Raw genomic sequence first — 18,375 nt, 5'->3', positions numbered from 1 at the left:
GGTGCCCATGAGCGCAGACGCCACGAATGACGGTGCTCTCGGCCGCAGGCGCGGCCGTCCCCGTATCGACCTGAGACGGCTGGGGCGCGCGGCGCTCGGCGGTTCCGGGGCGCGGGGCCGGCTCCCCGACGCGATCGACCACGTCGCCAAGGTCCACCGGGCGCATCACCCCGGCGCGGATCTCGACATCCTGCGCCGCGCCTATGTGCTCGCGGAGTCCTCCCACCGCGGCCAGACGCGCAAGAGCGGCGAGCCGTACATCACCCATCCCCTCGCCGTGACCCTCATCCTCGCCGAACTGGGTGCCGAGACGACGACGTTGACGGCCTCCCTCCTCCACGACACCGTCGAGGACACCGAGGTGACCCTCGATCAGGTGCGTGAGCAGTTCGGCGAGGAGGTCCGCTTCCTCGTCGACGGCGTCACCAAACTGGAGAAGGTCGACTACGGCGCGGCGGCCGAGCCCGAGACCTTCCGCAAGATGCTCGTGGCCACCGGCAACGACGTCCGTGTGATGTCCATCAAGCTCGCCGACCGGCTGCACAACATGCGCACCCTCGGCGTGATGCGCCCGGAGAAACAGGTCCGCATCGCCAAGGTCACCCGCGATGTGCTGATCCCGCTGGCCGAGCGGCTGGGCGTGCAGGCCCTCAAGACCGAGCTGGAGGACCTGGTCTTCGCGATCCTCCACCCCGAGGAGTACGCCCGCACCCGCGACCTCGTCCTCGCCCACGCCACCCGCACCGACCCCCTGCAGGCCACCGCCGCCCGGGTGCGCGCGGTGCTGCGGGAGGCGGGCATCGCCGCCGAAGTCCTCGTCCGGCCCCGGCACTTCGTCTCCGTCCACCGGGTCCGGCTCAAGCGCGGCGAGCCGTCCGGCTCGGACCTCGGGCGGCTGCTCGTCCTCGTCACGGAGGACGCCGACTGTTACGCGGTCCTGGGCGAGCTGCACACGTGCTTCACCCCGTTCATCTCGGAGTTCAAGGACTTCATCGCCGTACCGAAGTTCAACCTCTACCAGTCGCTGCACACCGCCGTCGCGGGAGAGGACGGCCAGGCCGCCGAAGTCCTCATCCGCACCCACCAGATGCACAAGGTCGCCGAGGCCGGGGTGATCGCCCTCGGGAATCCCTACGCCGGCCCGGAGACCCCCGACGCCCCGGACGGCGAGCGCGTCGACCCCACCCGACCCGGCTGGCTCTCGCGGCTCCTGGAGTGGCAGCGCGCCACCCCCGACCCCGACACCTTCTGGACCTCGCTCCGTGACGAGCTGGCCCAAGACCGCGAGGTCACTGTCTTCCGCGCCGACGGCGGCACGATCGGCCTCCCGGCGGGCGCGAGCTGTGTCGACGCGGCCTACGCCCAGCACGGCGACGGCGCGCACGGCTGTATCGGCGCCCGGGTCAACGGCCGGCTGGCGACCCTCAGCACGGTCCTGCGCGACGGCGACACGGTCCAGCTGCTGATGTCACCCGACACCGTCTCCGGGCCGTCCCCGGACTGGCTGGAGCACGCCCGCACCCCGGCCGCGCGGATCGCCATCGCCCACTGGCTGGCCACCCATCCCGCACCCGAACCCGGTGCGCAGCCCGCCGCCGCGCCCGCGCCGCCCGCCCCGGGCCCGCCCCGGCCCGCCCCCCGGGCCGCCGGGCCGGCCCCCGCGGGGCCCGTCGTCGTCGCCGAGGAGGCCGATCTGGCCGCCGCGAGCGTCCGGCTCGCCGGCTGCTGCACGCCCGTGCCGCCCGACGAGGTCACCGGGTTCGCCGTGCGGGGCGGCGCCGTGACCGTCCACCGCGCCCAGTGCACCGCCGTCGACCGCATGGTCACCTCCGGGCGCGATCCGGTGGGGGTGCGCTGGCGGTCCACGGACGGCGAGGGCACCCGCGACTACCGCGTCACCCTGCGCGCCGAGTCCTTCAGCAGGCCGCATCTGCTCGCCGATCTGACCGAGGCCATCGCCGCCGAGGGCGCGGCGGTCGTCTCCGCCGCCGTCGAGCCGCCCCACGAACAGCGCGTGCGCCACACCTACACCCTCCAGCTGTCCGACGCCGCCCGGCTGCCCGAGCTGATGCGGGCCATGCGGCGGGTCCCGGGCGTCTACGACGTCGAGCGGGCCGGGCGACCCGTGGCGGCCGCGCCCCTGTGACGGCGGCCGGTCCGGGCGGCGGCTCCACCGCCGCTCCGGACGGCCCGCCCAGCCGCTCGTACGGGTGGGAAAGCGTCGTGGCGCCACCTGCGGCGCCTTCCCCGCTGATAGCGGTGGACGCATGCCGCACACACCCGGGGCACGTCCCCCGAAGCCCCGGCGGTCCGTACGCCGCCGCGCAGCCCTGACCGCCGCCGTCGCGGCCCTCCTCATCGGGGCCGCCGCTCCGCCCCCCTCGCCCACCGCGCGGGGGATCGGCGACCGGCTCTTCCCGGACCTCGGCAACCCCGGCTTCGACGTCAGCGCCTACGACATCAGCTTCGACTACCACGGCAACGACAAGCCGCTCGACGCCGTCACCGTCATCGAGGCCCGGGCCGCCACCGATCTGGACACCTTCAACCTGGACTTCACCCACGGCACGGTCTCCTCGGTCGAGGTCAACGGCCTGGCGGCGCGCTTCGCGACCGCCAAGGAGGACCTGGTCGTCACCCCGCGGGTCACCCTGCCCCACGGCGGTGGCTTCACCGTCACCGTCCGCCACACCAGTGACCCGCGCGGCAGCGAGGACGGCGGCTGGGTCCGCACCAGTGACGGGCTGGTCATGGCCAACCAGGCCGACGCCGGCCACCGGGTGTTCCCCGGCAGCGACCACCCCTCCGACAAGGCCCGCTTCACCTTCCACGTCACCGCCCCCAAGAACCTGACCGTGGTGGCCAACGGCGTGCCCACCGCGCGCAGAGCCAGGGGAGCGGTCACCTCTTGGACCTACCGGACCGACCACCCCATGGCCACCGAGCTGGCCCAGGTCTCCATCGGCCGCTCCGCCGTGCTGACCCGCACCGGCCCGCACGGGCTGCCCGTCCGGGACGTGGTGCCCGTCGCCGACCGCGGGCTTCTGGAGAAGTGGACGGCGAAGACCCCCGGCCACCTCGCCTGGATGGAGCGGAAGGTCGGCAGGTACCCCTTCGAGAACTACGGGGTCCTGATCGCCGACGCGTCGACCGGCTTCGAGCTGGAGACCCAGACCCTCTCCCTCTTCGAGCGCGGCCTGTTCACGAACCCCGCCTTCCCCGCCTGGTACGTCGACGCGATCATGGTGCACGAACTGGCGCACCAGTGGTTCGGCAACAGCGTCAGCCCCCGCACCTGGTCCGACCTGTGGCTGAACGAGGGCCACGCCACCTGGTACGAGGCGCTGTACGCGCAGGAGAAGTCCCGCAAGCCGCTCGCCGACCGCATGCGCCTCGCGTACGAGCACTCCGACGCCTGGCGCGCCGACGGCGGCCCGCCCGCCGCGATCAAGTCACCGGTACCGGGCAAGAAGATCAGCATCTTCCGGCCCGTCGTCTACGACGGATCCGCCCTCGTGCTCTACGCCCTCCGGCAGAAGATCGGCACGGCCGCCTTCGACCGGCTGGAGCGCGCGTGGGTCGCCGGCCACCGGGACGGCACCGTCACCACCGCCGACTTCATCGCCCTCGCCTCCAAGATCTCCGGCCAGGACCTGAAGCCGTTCCTGCACGCCTGGCTGTACGAGGCCAAGACACCGCCCATGCCCGGTCACCCCACCTGGAAGAGCGCCGGGAAACCCGAGTGACGCCGCCACGGCGGCATGGGACCATCAACGGGTCGGCGAGGCGGCCGGTCCCGGGAATCCCCGGGGCCTCCCAGGCGTTGTCGACGGTGCGGCCCCACACATCGGGGCGGCACATCCCAACGACGTAAGGATCAAATGACCTCCTCTTCTTCCCTTCCGCAGGACCAGGACCGGCAGAGCCTCCCGGAGAGCCTTCGGGCCGACGCCCTGATGGAAGAGGACGTCGCCTGGAGCCACGAGATCGACGGGGAGCGTGACGGCGATCAGTACGATCGCTCCGAGCGCGCGGCACTGCGCCGAGTGGCGGGTCTCTCCACCGAGCTGGAGGACGTCACCGAGGTCGAGTACCGGCAGCTGCGCTTGGAGCGCGTGGTGCTGGTCGGCGTCTGGACGTCCGGCACGGCCCAGGACGCGGACAACTCCCTCGCGGAGCTGGCCGCCCTCGCGGAGACCGCGGGCGCCCTCGTCCTCGACGGTGTCGTCCAGCGCCGCGACAAGCCGGACCCGGCCACCTTCATCGGCTCCGGCAAGGCGCGGGAGCTGCGGGACATCGTCCTGGAGAGCGGTGCCGACACCGTGGTCTGCGACGGTGAACTCAGCCCCGGCCAGCTCATCGCCCTCGAAGACGTCGTCAAGGTGAAGGTGGTCGACCGCACCGCCCTCATCCTCGACATCTTCGCCCAGCACGCCAAGTCCCGGGAGGGCAAGGCGCAGGTCGCCCTCGCGCAGATGCAGTACATGCTTCCGCGCCTGCGCGGCTGGGGTGCCTCGCTGTCCCGGCAGATGGGTGGCGGCGGCGGTGGCGGCATGGCCACCCGCGGTCCCGGTGAGACCAAGATCGAGACCGACCGGCGCCGCATCCGCGAGAAGATGGCGAAGATGCGCCGGGAGATCGCGGAGATGAAGACCGGCCGGGACATCAAGCGCCAGGAACGCCGGCGCAACAAGGTCCCCTCGGTCGCCATCGCCGGCTACACCAACGCCGGCAAGTCCTCGCTGCTCAACCGGCTCACCGGTGCGGGCGTCCTGGTGGAGAACGCCCTGTTCGCCACCCTGGACCCGACCGTCCGCCGGGCCGAGACGCCCAGCGGGCGGCTCTACACCCTCGCCGACACCGTCGGGTTCGTCCGGCACCTGCCGCACCACCTCGTCGAGGCGTTCCGTTCCACCATGGAGGAGGTCGGGGACTCCGATCTCATCCTGCACGTGGTGGACGGCGCGCACCCGGCGCCGGAGGAGCAGCTGGCCGCCGTGCGCGAGGTGATCCGCGAGGTGGGCGCGGTCGACGTGCCCGAGATCGTGGTGATCAACAAGGCGGACGCCGCCGACCCGCTGGTCCTCCAGCGGCTGCTGCGGGTCGAGAAGCACTCGATCGCCGTGTCCGCGCGGACCGGCGAGGGCATCGGGGAGCTGCTCGCGCTGATCGACGTGGAGCTGCCGCGGCCCGCCGTCGAGATCGAGGCGCTCGTGCCGTACACGCACGGTTCCCTGGTCGCCCGCGCCCATGCCGACGGCGAGGTGATCTCCGAGGAGCACACCCCGGAGGGCACCCTGCTCAAGGCGCGCGTCCACGAGGAACTCGCCGCCGAACTCCAGCGGTTCGTACCGGCCGCGCGCGGCTGACCCGCGAACGGACGAAGGCCCGCCCCCCGACGATGTCGGGGGGCGGGCCTTTCGCATGGGCGATGCGGCGGAACTACTGGTTGGCGAACTTCCGGCTGAGCGCGTCGTAGACGCCCTTCGCCTCCGGGCCCAGGCGCGGACCCGCCAGCCAGGTGTTGCCGGCCGGGCCGATCGAGGTGTTGGAGACGAGCGCCAGCTTGCCGTCGGCCCCCTTGGCGAACCAGCCGCCGCCGGACGAACCACCGGTCATGGTGCAGCCGATGCGGTACATCGTCGGCTGCGCGGGCTGCAGGGTGAGGCGGCCCGGCCGGTCGACGCAGTCGTACATCTTCTGCCCGTCGAACGGCGCGGCGGCCGGGTAGCCCCAGGCGCCCATGGACGGGATGGACTTCACCGGCGGGGTGCTGAAGTCCACGGGCAGGGCGTTGCCGACCGTCTCCTCGAGGGACTTGCCCGTGGGGGTCTCCTGCTTCACGTGCAGCACGGCGAAGTCGTACGGCGCGCCCGCGCCACCGGTCTCGGCACCCTGCGCGATCCACTGCGAGGACGTCTGCGCCCAGTTCGCCCACCACACGCCGTACGGCGCGACGTCCTGCATCGGCGCGCTGTTGACCTGCGAGGCGGGCAGGCCCTTGTCGTTGTAGGAGGGGACGAAGGCGATGTTGCGGTACCAGCCGCCCTTCTGTCCGGCGTGCACACAGTGACCCGCGGTCCACACCATGTTGGACTTGCCCGGGTGGGCCGGGTCCTTGACGACGGTCGCGGAGCAGACCATGTGGCCCTGCGGGCCGTCGAAGAACACCTTGCCGACGGGGGCCGCGTTCTGGCGGTAGGGCAGCTTGACGGCCTTCGCGGTGACCGGCCGCGGCTCGGGGTCGGTGACGCCCTGGTCGCTGGCCCCCGAGCCCGGCACCGTGCCCGGCGCGCCCTGGGTGGCGAGTGTCTTGTCGCCGGCCCGGGCGTCCTTCATGTTCCCGGGCTTCCAGTGCTCCTTGATGATCGGGTTGATGAAGTCGCGGGCCTCACGCATCCACTGGTCCTTGTCCCAGTTCTTCCAGGCCCCCTCCTTCCACTTCTGCTTCCACTTCTCCAGGTCCTGCGAGGGGATGCCCTTGGGAAGGCTGGGGAGGTCGTCGCTCGCCTGGCCGGCACTCGCACTCGGCTTGGTGTCGCCGCCCGCGGCCTTGTCGTCGGTCGGTCCGCACGCGGTGGCGGTCAGCGCCAGAGCGGCGGCGAGGGCGGCGGCCGCCATGGCCGGCCGGCGTATGGGTGACATGGAGTGGATTCCCCCTGGTTGATCTCTGCTCGTCGTGGCTCGTCGTGAAAGTGCACCCGTCGGTCGCACGCCGATGCGTCCGTGGCACGGGCACTGATGAACTTGTCATGCACCGCCCCAGTGGCGGGGCGCGGCACCACACTATGCCCGGTGTGGTGGGAGACGGGTGATCGCGGGTCCTCGGTTCCGCCTCGAAGGATCTTGACGCCGGGCCGTGTTCCGTGGCCCGTGGCGTCGTTGGTACGTACGGGGGACAGCCGACCAGTGTTCAGCAGGAGGACCCAGAGCCGTGGCCTTGACCCAGCTACCGCCCGTGGGGCCGTCGGCGCGCGCGGAGTCCCCCCGGCGGCAGCCGGCCCGGGAGTCCGCGGCCCGCACCTATCCCCGCTCGCTGCCCGTCGTGCCGGTACGCGCCCGGGGGCTGACCGTCGAGGGAGCCGACGGCAGGCGCTATCTCGACTGCCTTTCCGGGGCGGGCTCGCTGGCCCTCGGGCACAATCACCCGGTCGTGCTCGAAGCCATCCGGTCCGTTCTTGACTCCGGTGCGCCGCTGCACGACATGGACCTGGCCACGCCGGTGCGGGACGCCTTCACCGAAGAGCTGTTCGCCACGCTGCCACGCCCCTGGGCCGACTCCGCACGGATCCGCTTCTGCGGCCCGGCCGGCACCGACGCCGTGCGGGCCGCGCTGGGGCTCGCACGGAAGGCCACCGGACGCACCGGGCTGCTCGCCTTCACCGCCGCCCACGACAAGCTCGCCGCGGCCGCGCCGGGCGGGAGTGTGATCCGGCTGCCCTATCCGCAGGACTACCGCTGCCCGTTCGGCGTCGGCGGTGCGCACGGCGCCCGGCTGGCGGCCGAGCGGACACGGAGCCTGCTGGAGGACCGGGGGAGCCGGGCGGGCGGCCCGGCCGCGATGCTTGTCGAACCCGTGCCGGCCGAGGGCGGCGTGATCCCCGCCCCGGACGGATGGCTGCGCCGGATGCGGGAGCTGACCACGGCGCACGGCATCACGCTGATCGCCGACGAGAGACACACCGGGGTGGGCCGGACCGGCGCTTTCTGGGCCGTCGAGCACAGCGGCGTCGTCCCCGATGTCATGGTCCTGTCCGACGCCATCGGCGGCAGCCTCCCGCTCGCCGCCGTCGTCCACCGGGACGGGCTGGACGCCGGGCCACCCGGCGACCGGGCGGGGACCTTCCGGGGCAACCAGCTCGCCATGGCGGCGGGCGCCGCGACGCTGAGGTACGTCCGGGAGAACCGTCTCCCCGAGCGCGCCGCCGTGCTGGGCGCACGGCTGCTGGCCGCGCTCAGGGCGATGGCTGCGACGTGCGACCACATCGGGGAGGTACGAGGGCGCGGCCTGATGATCGGCGTGGAGTTCGTCGACCCGGAGGCCCCCTGCCCCGCCGACGGGAGCGGCCGCCCGCCGTTCCCGGCCGCTCCCACGACGGCCGCCGCCGTGCGCCGGGAGTGTCTGCGACGCGGGCTGATCGTCGGGACGGGCGGCCGCTCCTCCGGTGTGATCCGCCTGCTGCCGCCCCTGACCACCACGGACGAGCAGACGGAGGCGGTGCTCGACCGGTTCTCCGACGCCCTCGACGCCCTCTCACACGCCGCGCCCCGGCGGCCCCCCGGCACCCGGAGTGCCCCGAACCACCACGGCACCACCCACCTCGGTGCGCCGGGCGGCCCCGGCGGGCGGACGACGCCGGGCGCGTCGCCGCACCCGGGCGACACCACGCCCCCCAGCCCGTCGGAACACCCCACGCCGAAGGAGGCAGGCGCCGCATCCCCGGCCTGACCGCCGGGGTGCTCGCCACACAGCGCATGAACGCGTCCCCCGACACCGATGCGTCCACCGTCGGCCAGGGCCCTGATCCCGGCCCGCGGCACCGGACCGTCTCCACGCTGCCGCACCAGACCGGACTCCCCGACGGGCCCCCGGCCCCCACCGGCCGCCCCGACGGGCCCGACCCGCTGGAGCACCCCGACCCGTCGGTCACCGCCGACGCTGCCACCGTGGAGAACCTGCTCCGCTGCTGGGTGCGCGAGAGCGGCACCGCCCACCCCGAAGGCCCCACCCTGCGCGTCCCGCTCCCCGCGAGCGGCACCGCCCTCCGCGTCCCCGTCCGCTACTGGTCCGCCGCCGGCTGGCACCGCTTCGGGCCGCCCGAGCTGGCGGACGCCCCCGCCGGCGCCCCTTGTGTCGACGCGGTCACCCTCGCCGCCCTCCTCGGCCGCGAGGCCTCCTACCGTGCGGGACGGCAGGACGGGCCGCCTCCGGGCGGGGACAGCGGCGATCTCGTCGGGCGGGTCGCCGACTCGGTACGCCGCACCGCCGCGTTCGTCGCGGACCGGCGCGCCCGGCCGGCCGACCCGGACGGCGGAGACCTCTTCCTCTACGGCGAGCAGGCCCTCGTCCTCGGCCACCCGCTGCACCCCGCGCCCAAGAGCCGCGAAGGCTTCTCCGACGCCGAAGCACCGCTGTACTCCCCGGAGTCGCGGGGCTCCTTCCCCCTGCACTGGCTGGCCGTCCACCGCTCCGTGCTGGCCACGGACTCCGCGTGGACCGAGCGCGGCCGGGCCGTGGAGGCCGCCACGCTGGCCACCCGGCTCGCCGGCCCCCGTCTCGGGCTCCCCCCGGACACGGTGCCCCTGCCGCTGCACCCCTGGCAGGCACGCGACCTCCGCCACCGCCCCGCCGTCGCCCCGCTCCTCGACGCCGGACTGCTGCGCGGCCTCGGCCCCTGCGGCGAGCCCTGGTCCCCGACCTCCTCCGTACGGACGGTCTACCGCTCGGGCGCGCCCGCGATGCTGAAGCTCTCCCTCGGGGTGCGCATCACCAACTCCCGCCGGGAGAACCTCCGCAAGGAGCTGCGCCGCGGGGTCGAAGTGCATCGTCTGCTGCGCAGCGGACTCGCCGAGCGATGGCGGGCGGCCTGCCCGGGCGGCCTGGGTTTCGACATCGTCCGGGACCCGGCCTGGCTCGCGGTCGACGCGCCCGACGGCACACCGCTGCCCGGCCTCGACGTCGTCATCCGGCACAACCCGTTCGGCCCCGGCGACGACGCCGTCTGCCTGGCCGGGCTCGTCTCCCCGCGCCCCTGGCCGGGCCCGCCCGGTCCGGACGGACGACGGGCCATGGGCTCCCGGCTCGCGGGCATCGTCGCGGGGCTCGCCCTGCGCACCGGCCGGCCGGCGGGCGCGGTCTCCGCGGAGTGGTTCCTGCGCTACCTGGAGACGGTCGTACGGCCCGTGCTGTGGCTGGACGGCGAGGCGGGCATCGCGCTGGAGGCCCACCAGCAGAACACCCTCGTCCTGCTGGACCGCGCCGGCTGGCCCGTCGGCGGGCGCTACCGCGACAACCAGGGCTACTACTTCCGGGAATCGCGCCGCCCCGCCCTCGAGGGCCGCCTCCCCGGGATCGGCGCGGAGAGCGACACGTTCGTGGCCGACGACGTGGCCGACGAACGGTTCGCCTACTACCTGGGCATCAACAACGTTCTCGGTCTGATCGGCGCGTTCGGCGCCCAGCGGCTGGCCGACGAGCGGATCCTGCTGGCCGCGCTCCGCCGCTTCCTCAAGGAAGCCGCGACGGCGCGGGGCGAGGGCGCGCCCCACCCCTCACCCCTGGCGGCCCACCTGCTGGAGGCCCCCACCCTCCGGTGCAAGGCCAACCTGCTCACCCGGCTGCGGGGGCTCGACGAACTCGTCGGGCCCGTCGACACCCAGTCCGTCTACGTCACCATCACCAACCCCCTTGTCACCTCCGCCCCATGAGCGACGACCGTCCCGACATCGCGGTACCCAGCGGGACGGCCGAGAGGAGAGCGACGCCGTGCCACCCACCGACGCCGAGGCGGACCCCGGCTCCGACACCCTCGACCTGCGCCATTCCGACGAATTCGTCGAACTCATCGCCTACGACCGTCCCGAGGCGTCCGCCTTCCGGGCCCCCGACCTGCTGGACGGTCTCGCCGGCTGGGGCCCCGTCGACACCCCGGCCGGCGCGTTCCAGCTCGTACCGGTCCGGATCGAGCGCGACCTGCGACTCGTCGCCCGCTGGATGAACGACCCGGCCGTCGCCGCCTTCTGGGGCCTGGCCGGGCCCGACAGCGCCAGCGCGGACCACCTCCGCGCCCAGCTCGACGGCGACGGGCGCAGCGTGCCCTGCCTCGGCGTGCTCGACGGCGTGCCCATGAGCTACTGGGAGGTCTACCGCGCCGACCTCGACCCCATCGCCCGCTACTACCCGGCCCGGCCGCACGACACGGGACTGCACCTGCTCATCGGCAAGGTCTCCGACCGCGGCCGGGGCATGGGCACGGCCCTGCTGCGGGCCGTCGCCGACCTCGTCCTGGACCACCGGCCGTCCTGTGGCCGGGTCGTCGCCGAACCCGACCTCCGCAACACCCCTTGCGTCGCCGCCTTCCTCGGCGCGGGCTTCCGGCTGACCGGCGAAGTCGACCTGCCCGACAAGCGCGTGGCACTGATGATCCGCGACCGCTCCCTGCGCGGCGTCCTGTGACGCGGCCGTCGTGCCGGGTGGCGGCTTTTTCCGCACTCCGCACTCCGTGAGGACGGCGATGTCAGTGCCGCCCCTTAGGCTGGAAGAGCTATGACTGCCTCCTCCTCCCTCACCGACCTGCTGCACGCCGCCGTCACCGCCGTCGGGGGCAGTGAGCGTCCCGGCCAGGTCACCATGGCCGAAGCCGTCGCGGAAGCCATCGACGGCGACGCCCATCTGCTGGTGCAGGCCGGCACCGGCACCGGAAAGTCCCTGGGCTACCTCGTGCCGGCCCTCGCCCACGGTGAGCGGGTCGTCGTCGCGACCGCGACGCTCGCGCTCCAGCGCCAGCTCGTCGAGCGCGATCTGCCGCGGACCGTCGACGCCCTGCACCCCCTGCTGCGCCGCCGGCCGCAGTTCGCCATGCTCAAGGGCCGGTCGAACTACCTGTGCCTGCACCGGCTGCACGAGGGAGCACCGCAGGAAGAGGAGGAGGGGCTGTTCGACCCCTTCGAGGCGGCGGCCCCGACCAGCAAGCTCGGCAAGGACCTGCTGCGGTTGCGCGACTGGTCGGACGAGACGGAGACCGGCGATCGGGACGATCTGACGCCCGGCGTCTCGGACCGCGCCTGGTCCCAGGTCTCCGTCACCTCCCGCGAGTGCCTCGGCGCCTCGAAGTGCGCGTACGGCGCCGAGTGCTTCGCCGAGGCGGCCCGCGAGCGCGCCAAGCTCGCCGATGTGGTGGTCACCAACCACGCTCTCCTCGCCATCGACGCGATCGAGGGCGCCCCGGTGCTCCCCAGCCACGAGGTGCTGATCGTCGACGAGGCGCACGAGCTGGTCTCCCGGGTCACCGGCGTCGCCACCGGCGAACTCACTCCCGGCCAGGTCAACCGCGCCGTGCGGCGGGCCGCCAAGCTCGTCGACGAGAAGGCGGCCGACGCGCTGCAGACCGCCGCCGAGAGTTTCGACCGGCTGATGGAGCTGGCCCTGCCCGGGCGGCTGGAGGAGATCCCGGAGGACCTCGGCTACGCCCTCATGGCGCTGCGCGACGCCTCCCGGACGGTGATCTCGGCGATCGGCGACACCCGCGACCGGTCCGTCCAGGACGAGGACGCGGTCCGCAAGCAGGCTCTCGCCGCCGTGGAGAGCATCCACACGGTGGCCGAGCGCATCGTGGAGGGCTCCCCGTACGACGTCGTCTGGTACGAGCGGCACGACCGCTTCGGCGCGTCCCTGCGCGTCGCGCCCTTGTCGGTCTCCGGCCTGCTGCGCGAGAAGCTCTTCAACGAGCGCTCCGTGGTGCTCACCTCGGCCACGCTCAAGATCGGCGGCGACTTCAACGGCGTCGGCGCCTCCCTGGGCCTCGCCCCCGAGGGCGTCGAGGGTGACGACCTCCCCCAGTGGAAGGGCGTCGACGTCGGCTCCCCGTTCGACTACCCCAAGCAGGGCATCCTCTACGTCGCCAAGCATCTGTCCCAGCCCGGCAGGGAAGGCAGCCGGGGCGACATGCTGGACGAGCTGGCCGAGCTGATGGAGGCCGCGGGCGGCCGGACCCTCGGGCTGTTCTCCTCCATGCGGGCCGCGCAGGCCGCGGCCGAGGCGCTGCGGGGCCGGCTCGATCTGCCGATCCTGCTCCAGGGTGAGGAGACGCTGGGCGAGCTGATCCGGACCTTCGCCGCCGACGCCCGTACCTGTCTGTTCGGCACCCTGTCCCTGTGGCAGGGCGTCGATGTGCCGGGGGTGAACTGCCAGCTCGTCGTCATGGACCGGGTGCCCTTCCCGCGCCCCGACGATCCGCTGATGAGCGCCCGGCAGAAGGCCGTGGAGGAGGCGGGCGGCAATGGCTTCATGGCCGTCGCGGCGACGCACGCGGCGCTGCTGATGGCGCAGGGGGCCGGCCGGCTCGTACGCGCGTCCGGCGACCGCGGCGTGGTCGCGGTGCTCGACCCACGGCTGGCGACGGCCCGCTACGGCAGCTTCCTGCGCGCCTCGATGCCGGACTTCTGGTACACCACGGACCGTAACCAGGCGCGCCGCTCACTGGCGGCCATCGACGCCGCGGCGAAGGCGGACGCCACGTAACACCTGCCGAGGAGCGGTGACGCCGGCCGACGGCGGCAGCGTCGGCCGGCGAGAGACGGCGTCGGGCGCGCGGCAGGGCGCGGCCGCACACAGCAGGGCCCCGGAACCGGCGCAGTGGTCCCGGGGCCCGGTCTTCGCGCACTCACACCCGCCGCAGCACCGCCACGACCTTGCCGAGGATGGTGGCCTCGTCACCGGGAATGGGCTGGTAGGCGGCGTTGTGCGGCAGCAGCCACACATGGCCGTCCTCGCGCTTGAAGCGCTTGACGGTCGCCTCGCCGTCGAGCATCGCGGCCACGATATCGCCGTTCTCCGCGACGGGCTGACGACGCACCGTTACCCAGTCGCCGTCACAGATGGCGGCTTCGATCATGGAATCGCCGACCACCTTCAGCACGAACAGCTCGCCGTCACCCACCAATTGGCGGGGGAGGGGGAAGACGTCCTCGACGGACTCCTCGGCGAGGATCGGGCCACCGGCGGCGATCCGGCCGACCAGGGGCACGTACGACGCGGCGGGCTTGCCGGTCGTGTCGGTCGGCTGGGAACTCGGCTGGTCGGAACCGCGCACCTCGTAGGCCCGGGGGCGGTGCGGGTCCCGGCGCAGGAATCCCTTGCGCTCCAGGGCCATCAGCTGGTGGGCCACGGAAGAGGTGCTGGAGAGCCCCACCGCCTGGCCGATCTCTCGCATGGACGGTGGGTAACCGCGGCGCTGGACCGAGTCCCGGATGACCTCGATCACGCGACGCTGCCGGTCGGTGAGTCCGGAGCTGTCCGCCCGGATTCCTGGTGGGCGTCCCGGGAGTGAGCGGGCCGGCTTCTGCCCCTCGGCGTTCATGGCTGCGTCATTCATCGGGTGTGCCTGGTCGAGTCGGCTCTGGGAGCGGTCCTGGGCGGTGATGGTGGCGCTGTCTGCGGTGGTGGTCACGTCGGCCCCTCTCGAGATGTTCTCCCTAGCTGGACAACGGTAGTTGCTTTCGAAAGGTTGCGCCAAACACACGTTCGAGTGAAATATCGGAGATTACCTGACGTGATCAGGCGGGAAGGTGTACAGGCGGAGATCAATTCGCCCATTGCGGTAGCCTTCGGTGCGAAGGATGCCGGATGGAGCGAGTATCGCGGAATCCGGCAATGCGCCCGAAGTGCCGCCGGTGGCCGGGGTCCGCGCCCGGGCCCCGGCGCCCGCCGCGGGGCGGTTCCAGGGGTTCGGTGCAGGGTTTCGTCGGGGGCTCCGTGCGCCGGGCCCAGTGTGCCATTCACGGGTCTGCGGAGCCCCGAGCGGGGTCTCTCCCGCGCGTCCCGCGCCCTGTCCGATGCTGTCGGCGCGGCTCCTGCACGCCGCGACACGCGCTCGGCGCGCTTGCCCGCCCGGCACCAGATCTAGTGGTTTGATGGGCGGCGGCCACCCACCAGTAGTGGTCCATGGGTGGGCCCTGGTGCATTCGGGCCGCGGTCATCGCCTATGCTGGGGGCTGCTTCGCGAGGCCTGGACGGGCCCGTTCGAAGCCGAAGATCGTGTACAGCTTTTTTCGAGGTTCCTCGAGGGTGAAGGAGGGTGGAGAGCCATGCACTGCCCCTTCTGCAGGCACCCCGACAGCAGGGTCGTCGACAGCCGGACCACCGATGACGGTTGTTCGATCCGCAGGCGCCGCCAGTGCCCCGACTGCTCCCGCCGCTTCACGACGGTGGAGACCGCGTCACTCATGGTGATCAAGCGGAGCGGGGTCACCGAGCCCTTCAGTCGCAACAAGGTCATCTCCGGCGTGCGCAAGGCGTGCCAGGGGCGGCCGGTCACCGAGGACGCCCTGGCCCAGCTCGGCCAGCGGGTCGAGGAGGCGGTGCGCGCCACGGGCAGCGCCGAACTCTCCACGCATGACGTCGGGCTCGCCATACTCGGCCCGCTCAAGGATCTCGACCTGGTCGCGTATCTGCGGTTCGCGTCCGTGTACCAGGCCTTCGACTCGCTGGAGGACTTCGAGGCCGCCGTCGCGGAGCTCCGTGGCCAGCGGTCCGCGGCGGACACCGTCGGCCGAGGCGAGGACGTCGACGTTCCCGCGCCCGCCGCGGCCGCCGACTAGCGACGGCGACCACACAGGACCAGCCCGGCGTGCCCCGCGCGCACGGGTGGAAGACACACATCGCGCCACGGAAGAATTGGGCGCATTAGGGCGTTTTGCCCGTAGAGGGAGGCGGCATGACAGAGACGACGAGCGGCCCGGCACGAGGTTCCCGCTCCAAGGGAAACAAGGGTGCCAAGGGTCTGCGCATCGAGCGCATTCACACCACTCCCGGTGTCCACCCCTACGACGAGGTGGTCTGGGAGCGTCGTGACGTCGTCATGACCAACTGGCGCGACGGCTCGATCAACTTCGAGCAGCGTGGCGTCGAGTTCCCCGACTCCTGGTCGGTGAACGCGGTCAACATTGTCACGAGCAAGTACTTCCGTGGCGCGGTCGGCTCCCCGGACCGCGAGGCGAGCCTCAAGCAGCTCATCGACCGCGTGGTGCGCACCTACCGCAAGGCCGGCGAGGAGCACGGCTACTTCGCCTCCCCGGCGGACGCCGAGATCTTCGACCACGAGCTGACCTACGCCCTGCTGCACCAGGTCTTCAGCTTCAACTCCCCGGTCTGGTTCAACGTCGGCACCGCCCAGCCGCAGCAGGTCTCCGCCTGCTTCATCCTCTCCGTCGACGACTCCATGGAGTCGATCCTCGACTGGTACAAGGAAGAGGGGATGATCTTCAAGGGCGGCTCCGGCGCCGGCCTGAACCTCTCCCGCATCCGCTCCTCCAAGGAGCTGCTCTCCTCCGGCGGCAACGCCTCCGGCCCGGTCTCCTTCATGCGCGGCGCCGACGCCTCCGCCGGCACCATCAAGTCCGGCGGCGCCACCCGTCGCGCGGCCAAGATGGTCGTCCTCGACGTCGACCACCCCGACGTCGAGGCCTTCATCGAGACCAAGGTGAAGGAGGAGGAGAAGGTCCGCGCCCTGCGCGACGCCGGCTTCGACATGGACCTGGGCGGCGACGACATCACGTCCGTCCAGTACCAGAACGCCAACAACTCCGTCCGCGTCAACGACGAGTTCATGAAGGCCGTCGAGTCCGGCTCGAAGTTCGGTCTGCGCGGCCGGATGACCGGTGAGGTCATCGAGGAGGTCGACGCCAAGGGCCTCTTCCGCAAGATGGCCGAGGCGGCCTGGGCCTGCGCCGACCCGGGCATCCAGTACGACGACACGATCAACCACTGGCACACCTCGCCGGAGTCGGGCCGGATCACCGCGTCCAACCCGTGCAGCGAGTACATGCACCTGGACAACTCCTCGTGCAACCTCGCCTCGCTCAACCTCATGAAGTTCCTCCGCGACGACGACGCCGGCAACCAGTCGTTCGACGCCGAGCGCTTCGCCAAGGTCGTCGAGCTGGTCATCACCGCGATGGACATCTCCATCTGCTTCGCCGACTTCCCGACCGAGAAGATCGGCGAGACCACCCGCGCCTTCCGCCAGCTGGGCATCGGCTACGCCAACCTCGGCGCCCTGCTGATGGCCACCGGCCACGCCTACGACAGCGACGGCGGCCGCGCCCTCGCCGGTGCCATCACCTCGCTGATGACCGGCACCTCCTACCGCCGCTCCGCCGAGCTGGCCGCGGTCGTCGGCCCGTACGACGGCTACGCCCGCAACGCCGACGCCCACCAGCGCGTCATGAAGCAGCACTCCGACGCCAACGGCGCCGCCAAGCGCGTGGACGACCTGGACACCCCCGTCTGGGCCGCGGCCACCGAGGCGTGGCAGGACGTCCTGCGCCTGGGCGAGAGCAACGGCTTCCGCAACGCCCAGGCCTCCGTGCTGGCCCCCACCGGCACCATCGGCCTGATGATGGACTGCGACACCACGGGCGTCGAGCCGGACCTGGCCCTGGTCAAGTTCAAGAAGCTCGTCGGCGGCGGCTCGATGCAGATCGTCAACAACACGGTGCCGAAGGCGCTCAAGCGCCTGGGCTACCTGCCGGAGCAGGTCGAGGCGGTCGTCGCCCACATCGCCGAGCACGGCAACGTGATCGACGCCCCGGGCCTCAAGCCCGAGCACTACGAGGTCTTCGACTGCGCCATGGGCGAGCGCGCGATCTCCGCCATGGGCCACGTGCGCATGATGGCCGCCGCGCAGCCGTTCCTGTCGGGCGCGATCTCCAAGACCGTGAACCTGCCCGAGTCGGCGACCGTCGAAGAGGTCGAGGAGGTCTACTTCGAGGGCTGGAAGCTCGGTCTGAAGGCGCTCGCGATCTACCGCGACAACTGCAAGGTCGGCCAGCCGCTCTCCGCGAAGAAGAAGGAGCAGGCGAAGGCCCCCGAGGCCGCGCCCGTCGCGGAGAAGGTCGTCGAGTACCGTCCGGTCCGCAAGCGGCTGCCCAAGGGCCGTCCGGGCATCACCACCTCCTTCACGGTGGGTGGCGCCGAGGGCTACATGACGGCCAACTCCTACCCGGACGACGGTCTCGGTGAGGTCTTCCTCAAGATGTCCAAGCAGGGCTCGACCCTCGCGGGCATGATGGACGCCTTCTCCATCGCCGTCTCCGTCGGCCTCCAGTACGGCGTGCCGCTGGAGACCTACGTCTCGAAGTTCACCAACATGCGCTTCGAGCCGGCCGGCATGACGGACGACCCGGACGTGCGGATGGCGCAGTCGATCGTCGACTACATCTTCCGCCGCCTGGCGCTGGACTTCCTGCCCTTCGAGACGCGCTCGGCGCTGGGTATCCACTCCGCCCAGGAGCGTCAGCGTCACCTGGACACCGGTTCGTACGAGCCGTCCGACGACGAGGTCGACGTCGAGGGCCTGGCGCAGTCCGCGCCGCGGCAGCTGGAGGCCCCGAAGGCGGAGTCCCCGGAGCAGCCGGCGGCCGTGGTCCCGGCCCCCAAGCAGGTCCACAACTCCACCGAGCTGGTGGAGATGCAGCTCGGCCTGAACGCGGACGCGCCGCTGTGCTTCTCCTGTGGCACGAAGATGCGCCGCGCGGGCAGCTGCTACCTCTGCGAGGGCTGCGGCTCGACCAGCGGCTGCAGCTGACGGTCGGATGAACCGAAGGGGAGCCGGCCCGGTGCCGGCTCCCCTTCGGCATGCACACTGGCGGGACGTC

11 protein-coding genes are annotated in these 18,375 nt (G+C 72.4%); 9 read left to right on the top strand and 2 right to left on the bottom strand.

The window, feature by feature from the left end:
• The first annotated feature begins 7 nt into the window (after nt 1–7).
• The 3 genes from ACZ6MA_RS11965 (at nt 8) to hflX (ending at nt 5,369) form a co-directional block, all read left to right on the top strand.
• The gene (locus tag ACZ6MA_RS11965; RefSeq protein WP_469433067.1) at nt 8–2,146 is read left to right on the top strand and encodes a RelA/SpoT family protein; all 2,139 of its coding nucleotides are present in this window, start codon (nt 8–10) and stop codon (nt 2,144–2,146) included.
• 121 nt (nt 2,147–2,267) lie between these two features.
• On the top strand, nt 2,268–3,746 hold the full coding sequence (locus ACZ6MA_RS11960) for a M1 family metallopeptidase (RefSeq protein ID WP_469433066.1): 1,479 nt from the start codon (nt 2,268–2,270) through the stop codon (nt 3,744–3,746).
• A 135-nt stretch (nt 3,747–3,881) separates the two neighbouring features.
• Nucleotides 3,882–5,369, top strand: a complete 1,488-nt coding sequence (gene hflX, locus ACZ6MA_RS11955; RefSeq protein WP_469433065.1) for a GTPase HflX — start codon at nt 3,882–3,884, stop codon at nt 5,367–5,369.
• Between the two features lie 73 nt (nt 5,370–5,442).
• Here the strand turns inward: hflX and ACZ6MA_RS11950 are convergent, their stop codons facing one another.
• Complete coding sequence (locus tag ACZ6MA_RS11950) at nt 5,443–6,645, bottom strand: trypsin-like serine peptidase (RefSeq protein ID WP_469433064.1); 1,203 nt, start codon at nt 6,643–6,645, stop codon at nt 5,443–5,445.
• A gap of 289 nt (nt 6,646–6,934) precedes the next feature.
• Here ACZ6MA_RS11950 and ACZ6MA_RS11945 point away from each other — a divergent pair, with 289 nt between their 5' ends.
• The 4 genes from ACZ6MA_RS11945 to ACZ6MA_RS11930 all read left to right on the top strand — a co-directional run bounded on the left by ACZ6MA_RS11945 (nt 6,935) and on the right by ACZ6MA_RS11930 (nt 13,240).
• Complete coding sequence (locus ACZ6MA_RS11945) at nt 6,935–8,449, top strand: aminotransferase class III-fold pyridoxal phosphate-dependent enzyme (protein ID WP_469433063.1); 1,515 nt, start codon at nt 6,935–6,937, stop codon at nt 8,447–8,449.
• A gap of 26 nt (nt 8,450–8,475) precedes the next feature.
• Nucleotides 8,476–10,428, top strand: a complete 1,953-nt coding sequence (locus ACZ6MA_RS11940) for an IucA/IucC family protein (protein WP_469433062.1) — start codon at nt 8,476–8,478, stop codon at nt 10,426–10,428.
• Nucleotides 10,429–10,486: 58 nt separating this feature from the next.
• Complete coding sequence (locus ACZ6MA_RS11935; protein ID WP_469433061.1) at nt 10,487–11,176, top strand: GNAT family N-acetyltransferase; 690 nt, start codon at nt 10,487–10,489, stop codon at nt 11,174–11,176.
• A gap of 90 nt (nt 11,177–11,266) precedes the next feature.
• Entirely contained in the window at nt 11,267–13,240 is a 1,974-nt protein-coding gene (locus tag ACZ6MA_RS11930) for an ATP-dependent DNA helicase (protein WP_469433059.1), read from the top strand.
• A gap of 142 nt (nt 13,241–13,382) precedes the next feature.
• On the opposite strand, the gene lexA is transcribed toward ACZ6MA_RS11930, so the two are convergent.
• Nucleotides 13,383–14,168, bottom strand: coding sequence for a transcriptional repressor LexA (gene lexA / locus ACZ6MA_RS11925; protein ID WP_130881823.1), 786 nt, complete (start codon nt 14,166–14,168; stop codon nt 13,383–13,385).
• Nucleotides 14,169–14,805: 637 nt separating this feature from the next.
• On the opposite strand from lexA, the gene nrdR reads away from it, so the two are divergent.
• A complete protein-coding gene (nrdR, locus tag ACZ6MA_RS11920) occupies nt 14,806–15,318 on the top strand; it encodes a transcriptional regulator NrdR (protein WP_469433058.1) in 513 nt (170 codons plus the stop codon).
• Between the two features lie 116 nt (nt 15,319–15,434).
• A complete protein-coding gene (locus ACZ6MA_RS11915) occupies nt 15,435–18,305 on the top strand; it encodes a vitamin B12-dependent ribonucleotide reductase (RefSeq protein WP_469433057.1) in 2,871 nt (956 codons plus the stop codon).
• The last annotated feature ends 70 nt before the right edge of the window (nt 18,306–18,375 follow it).

The sequence above is a fragment of the Streptomyces sp. NPDC042259 genome (assembly GCF_055582085.1).
This window is presented reverse-complemented; position numbering and strand designations above follow the sequence as displayed.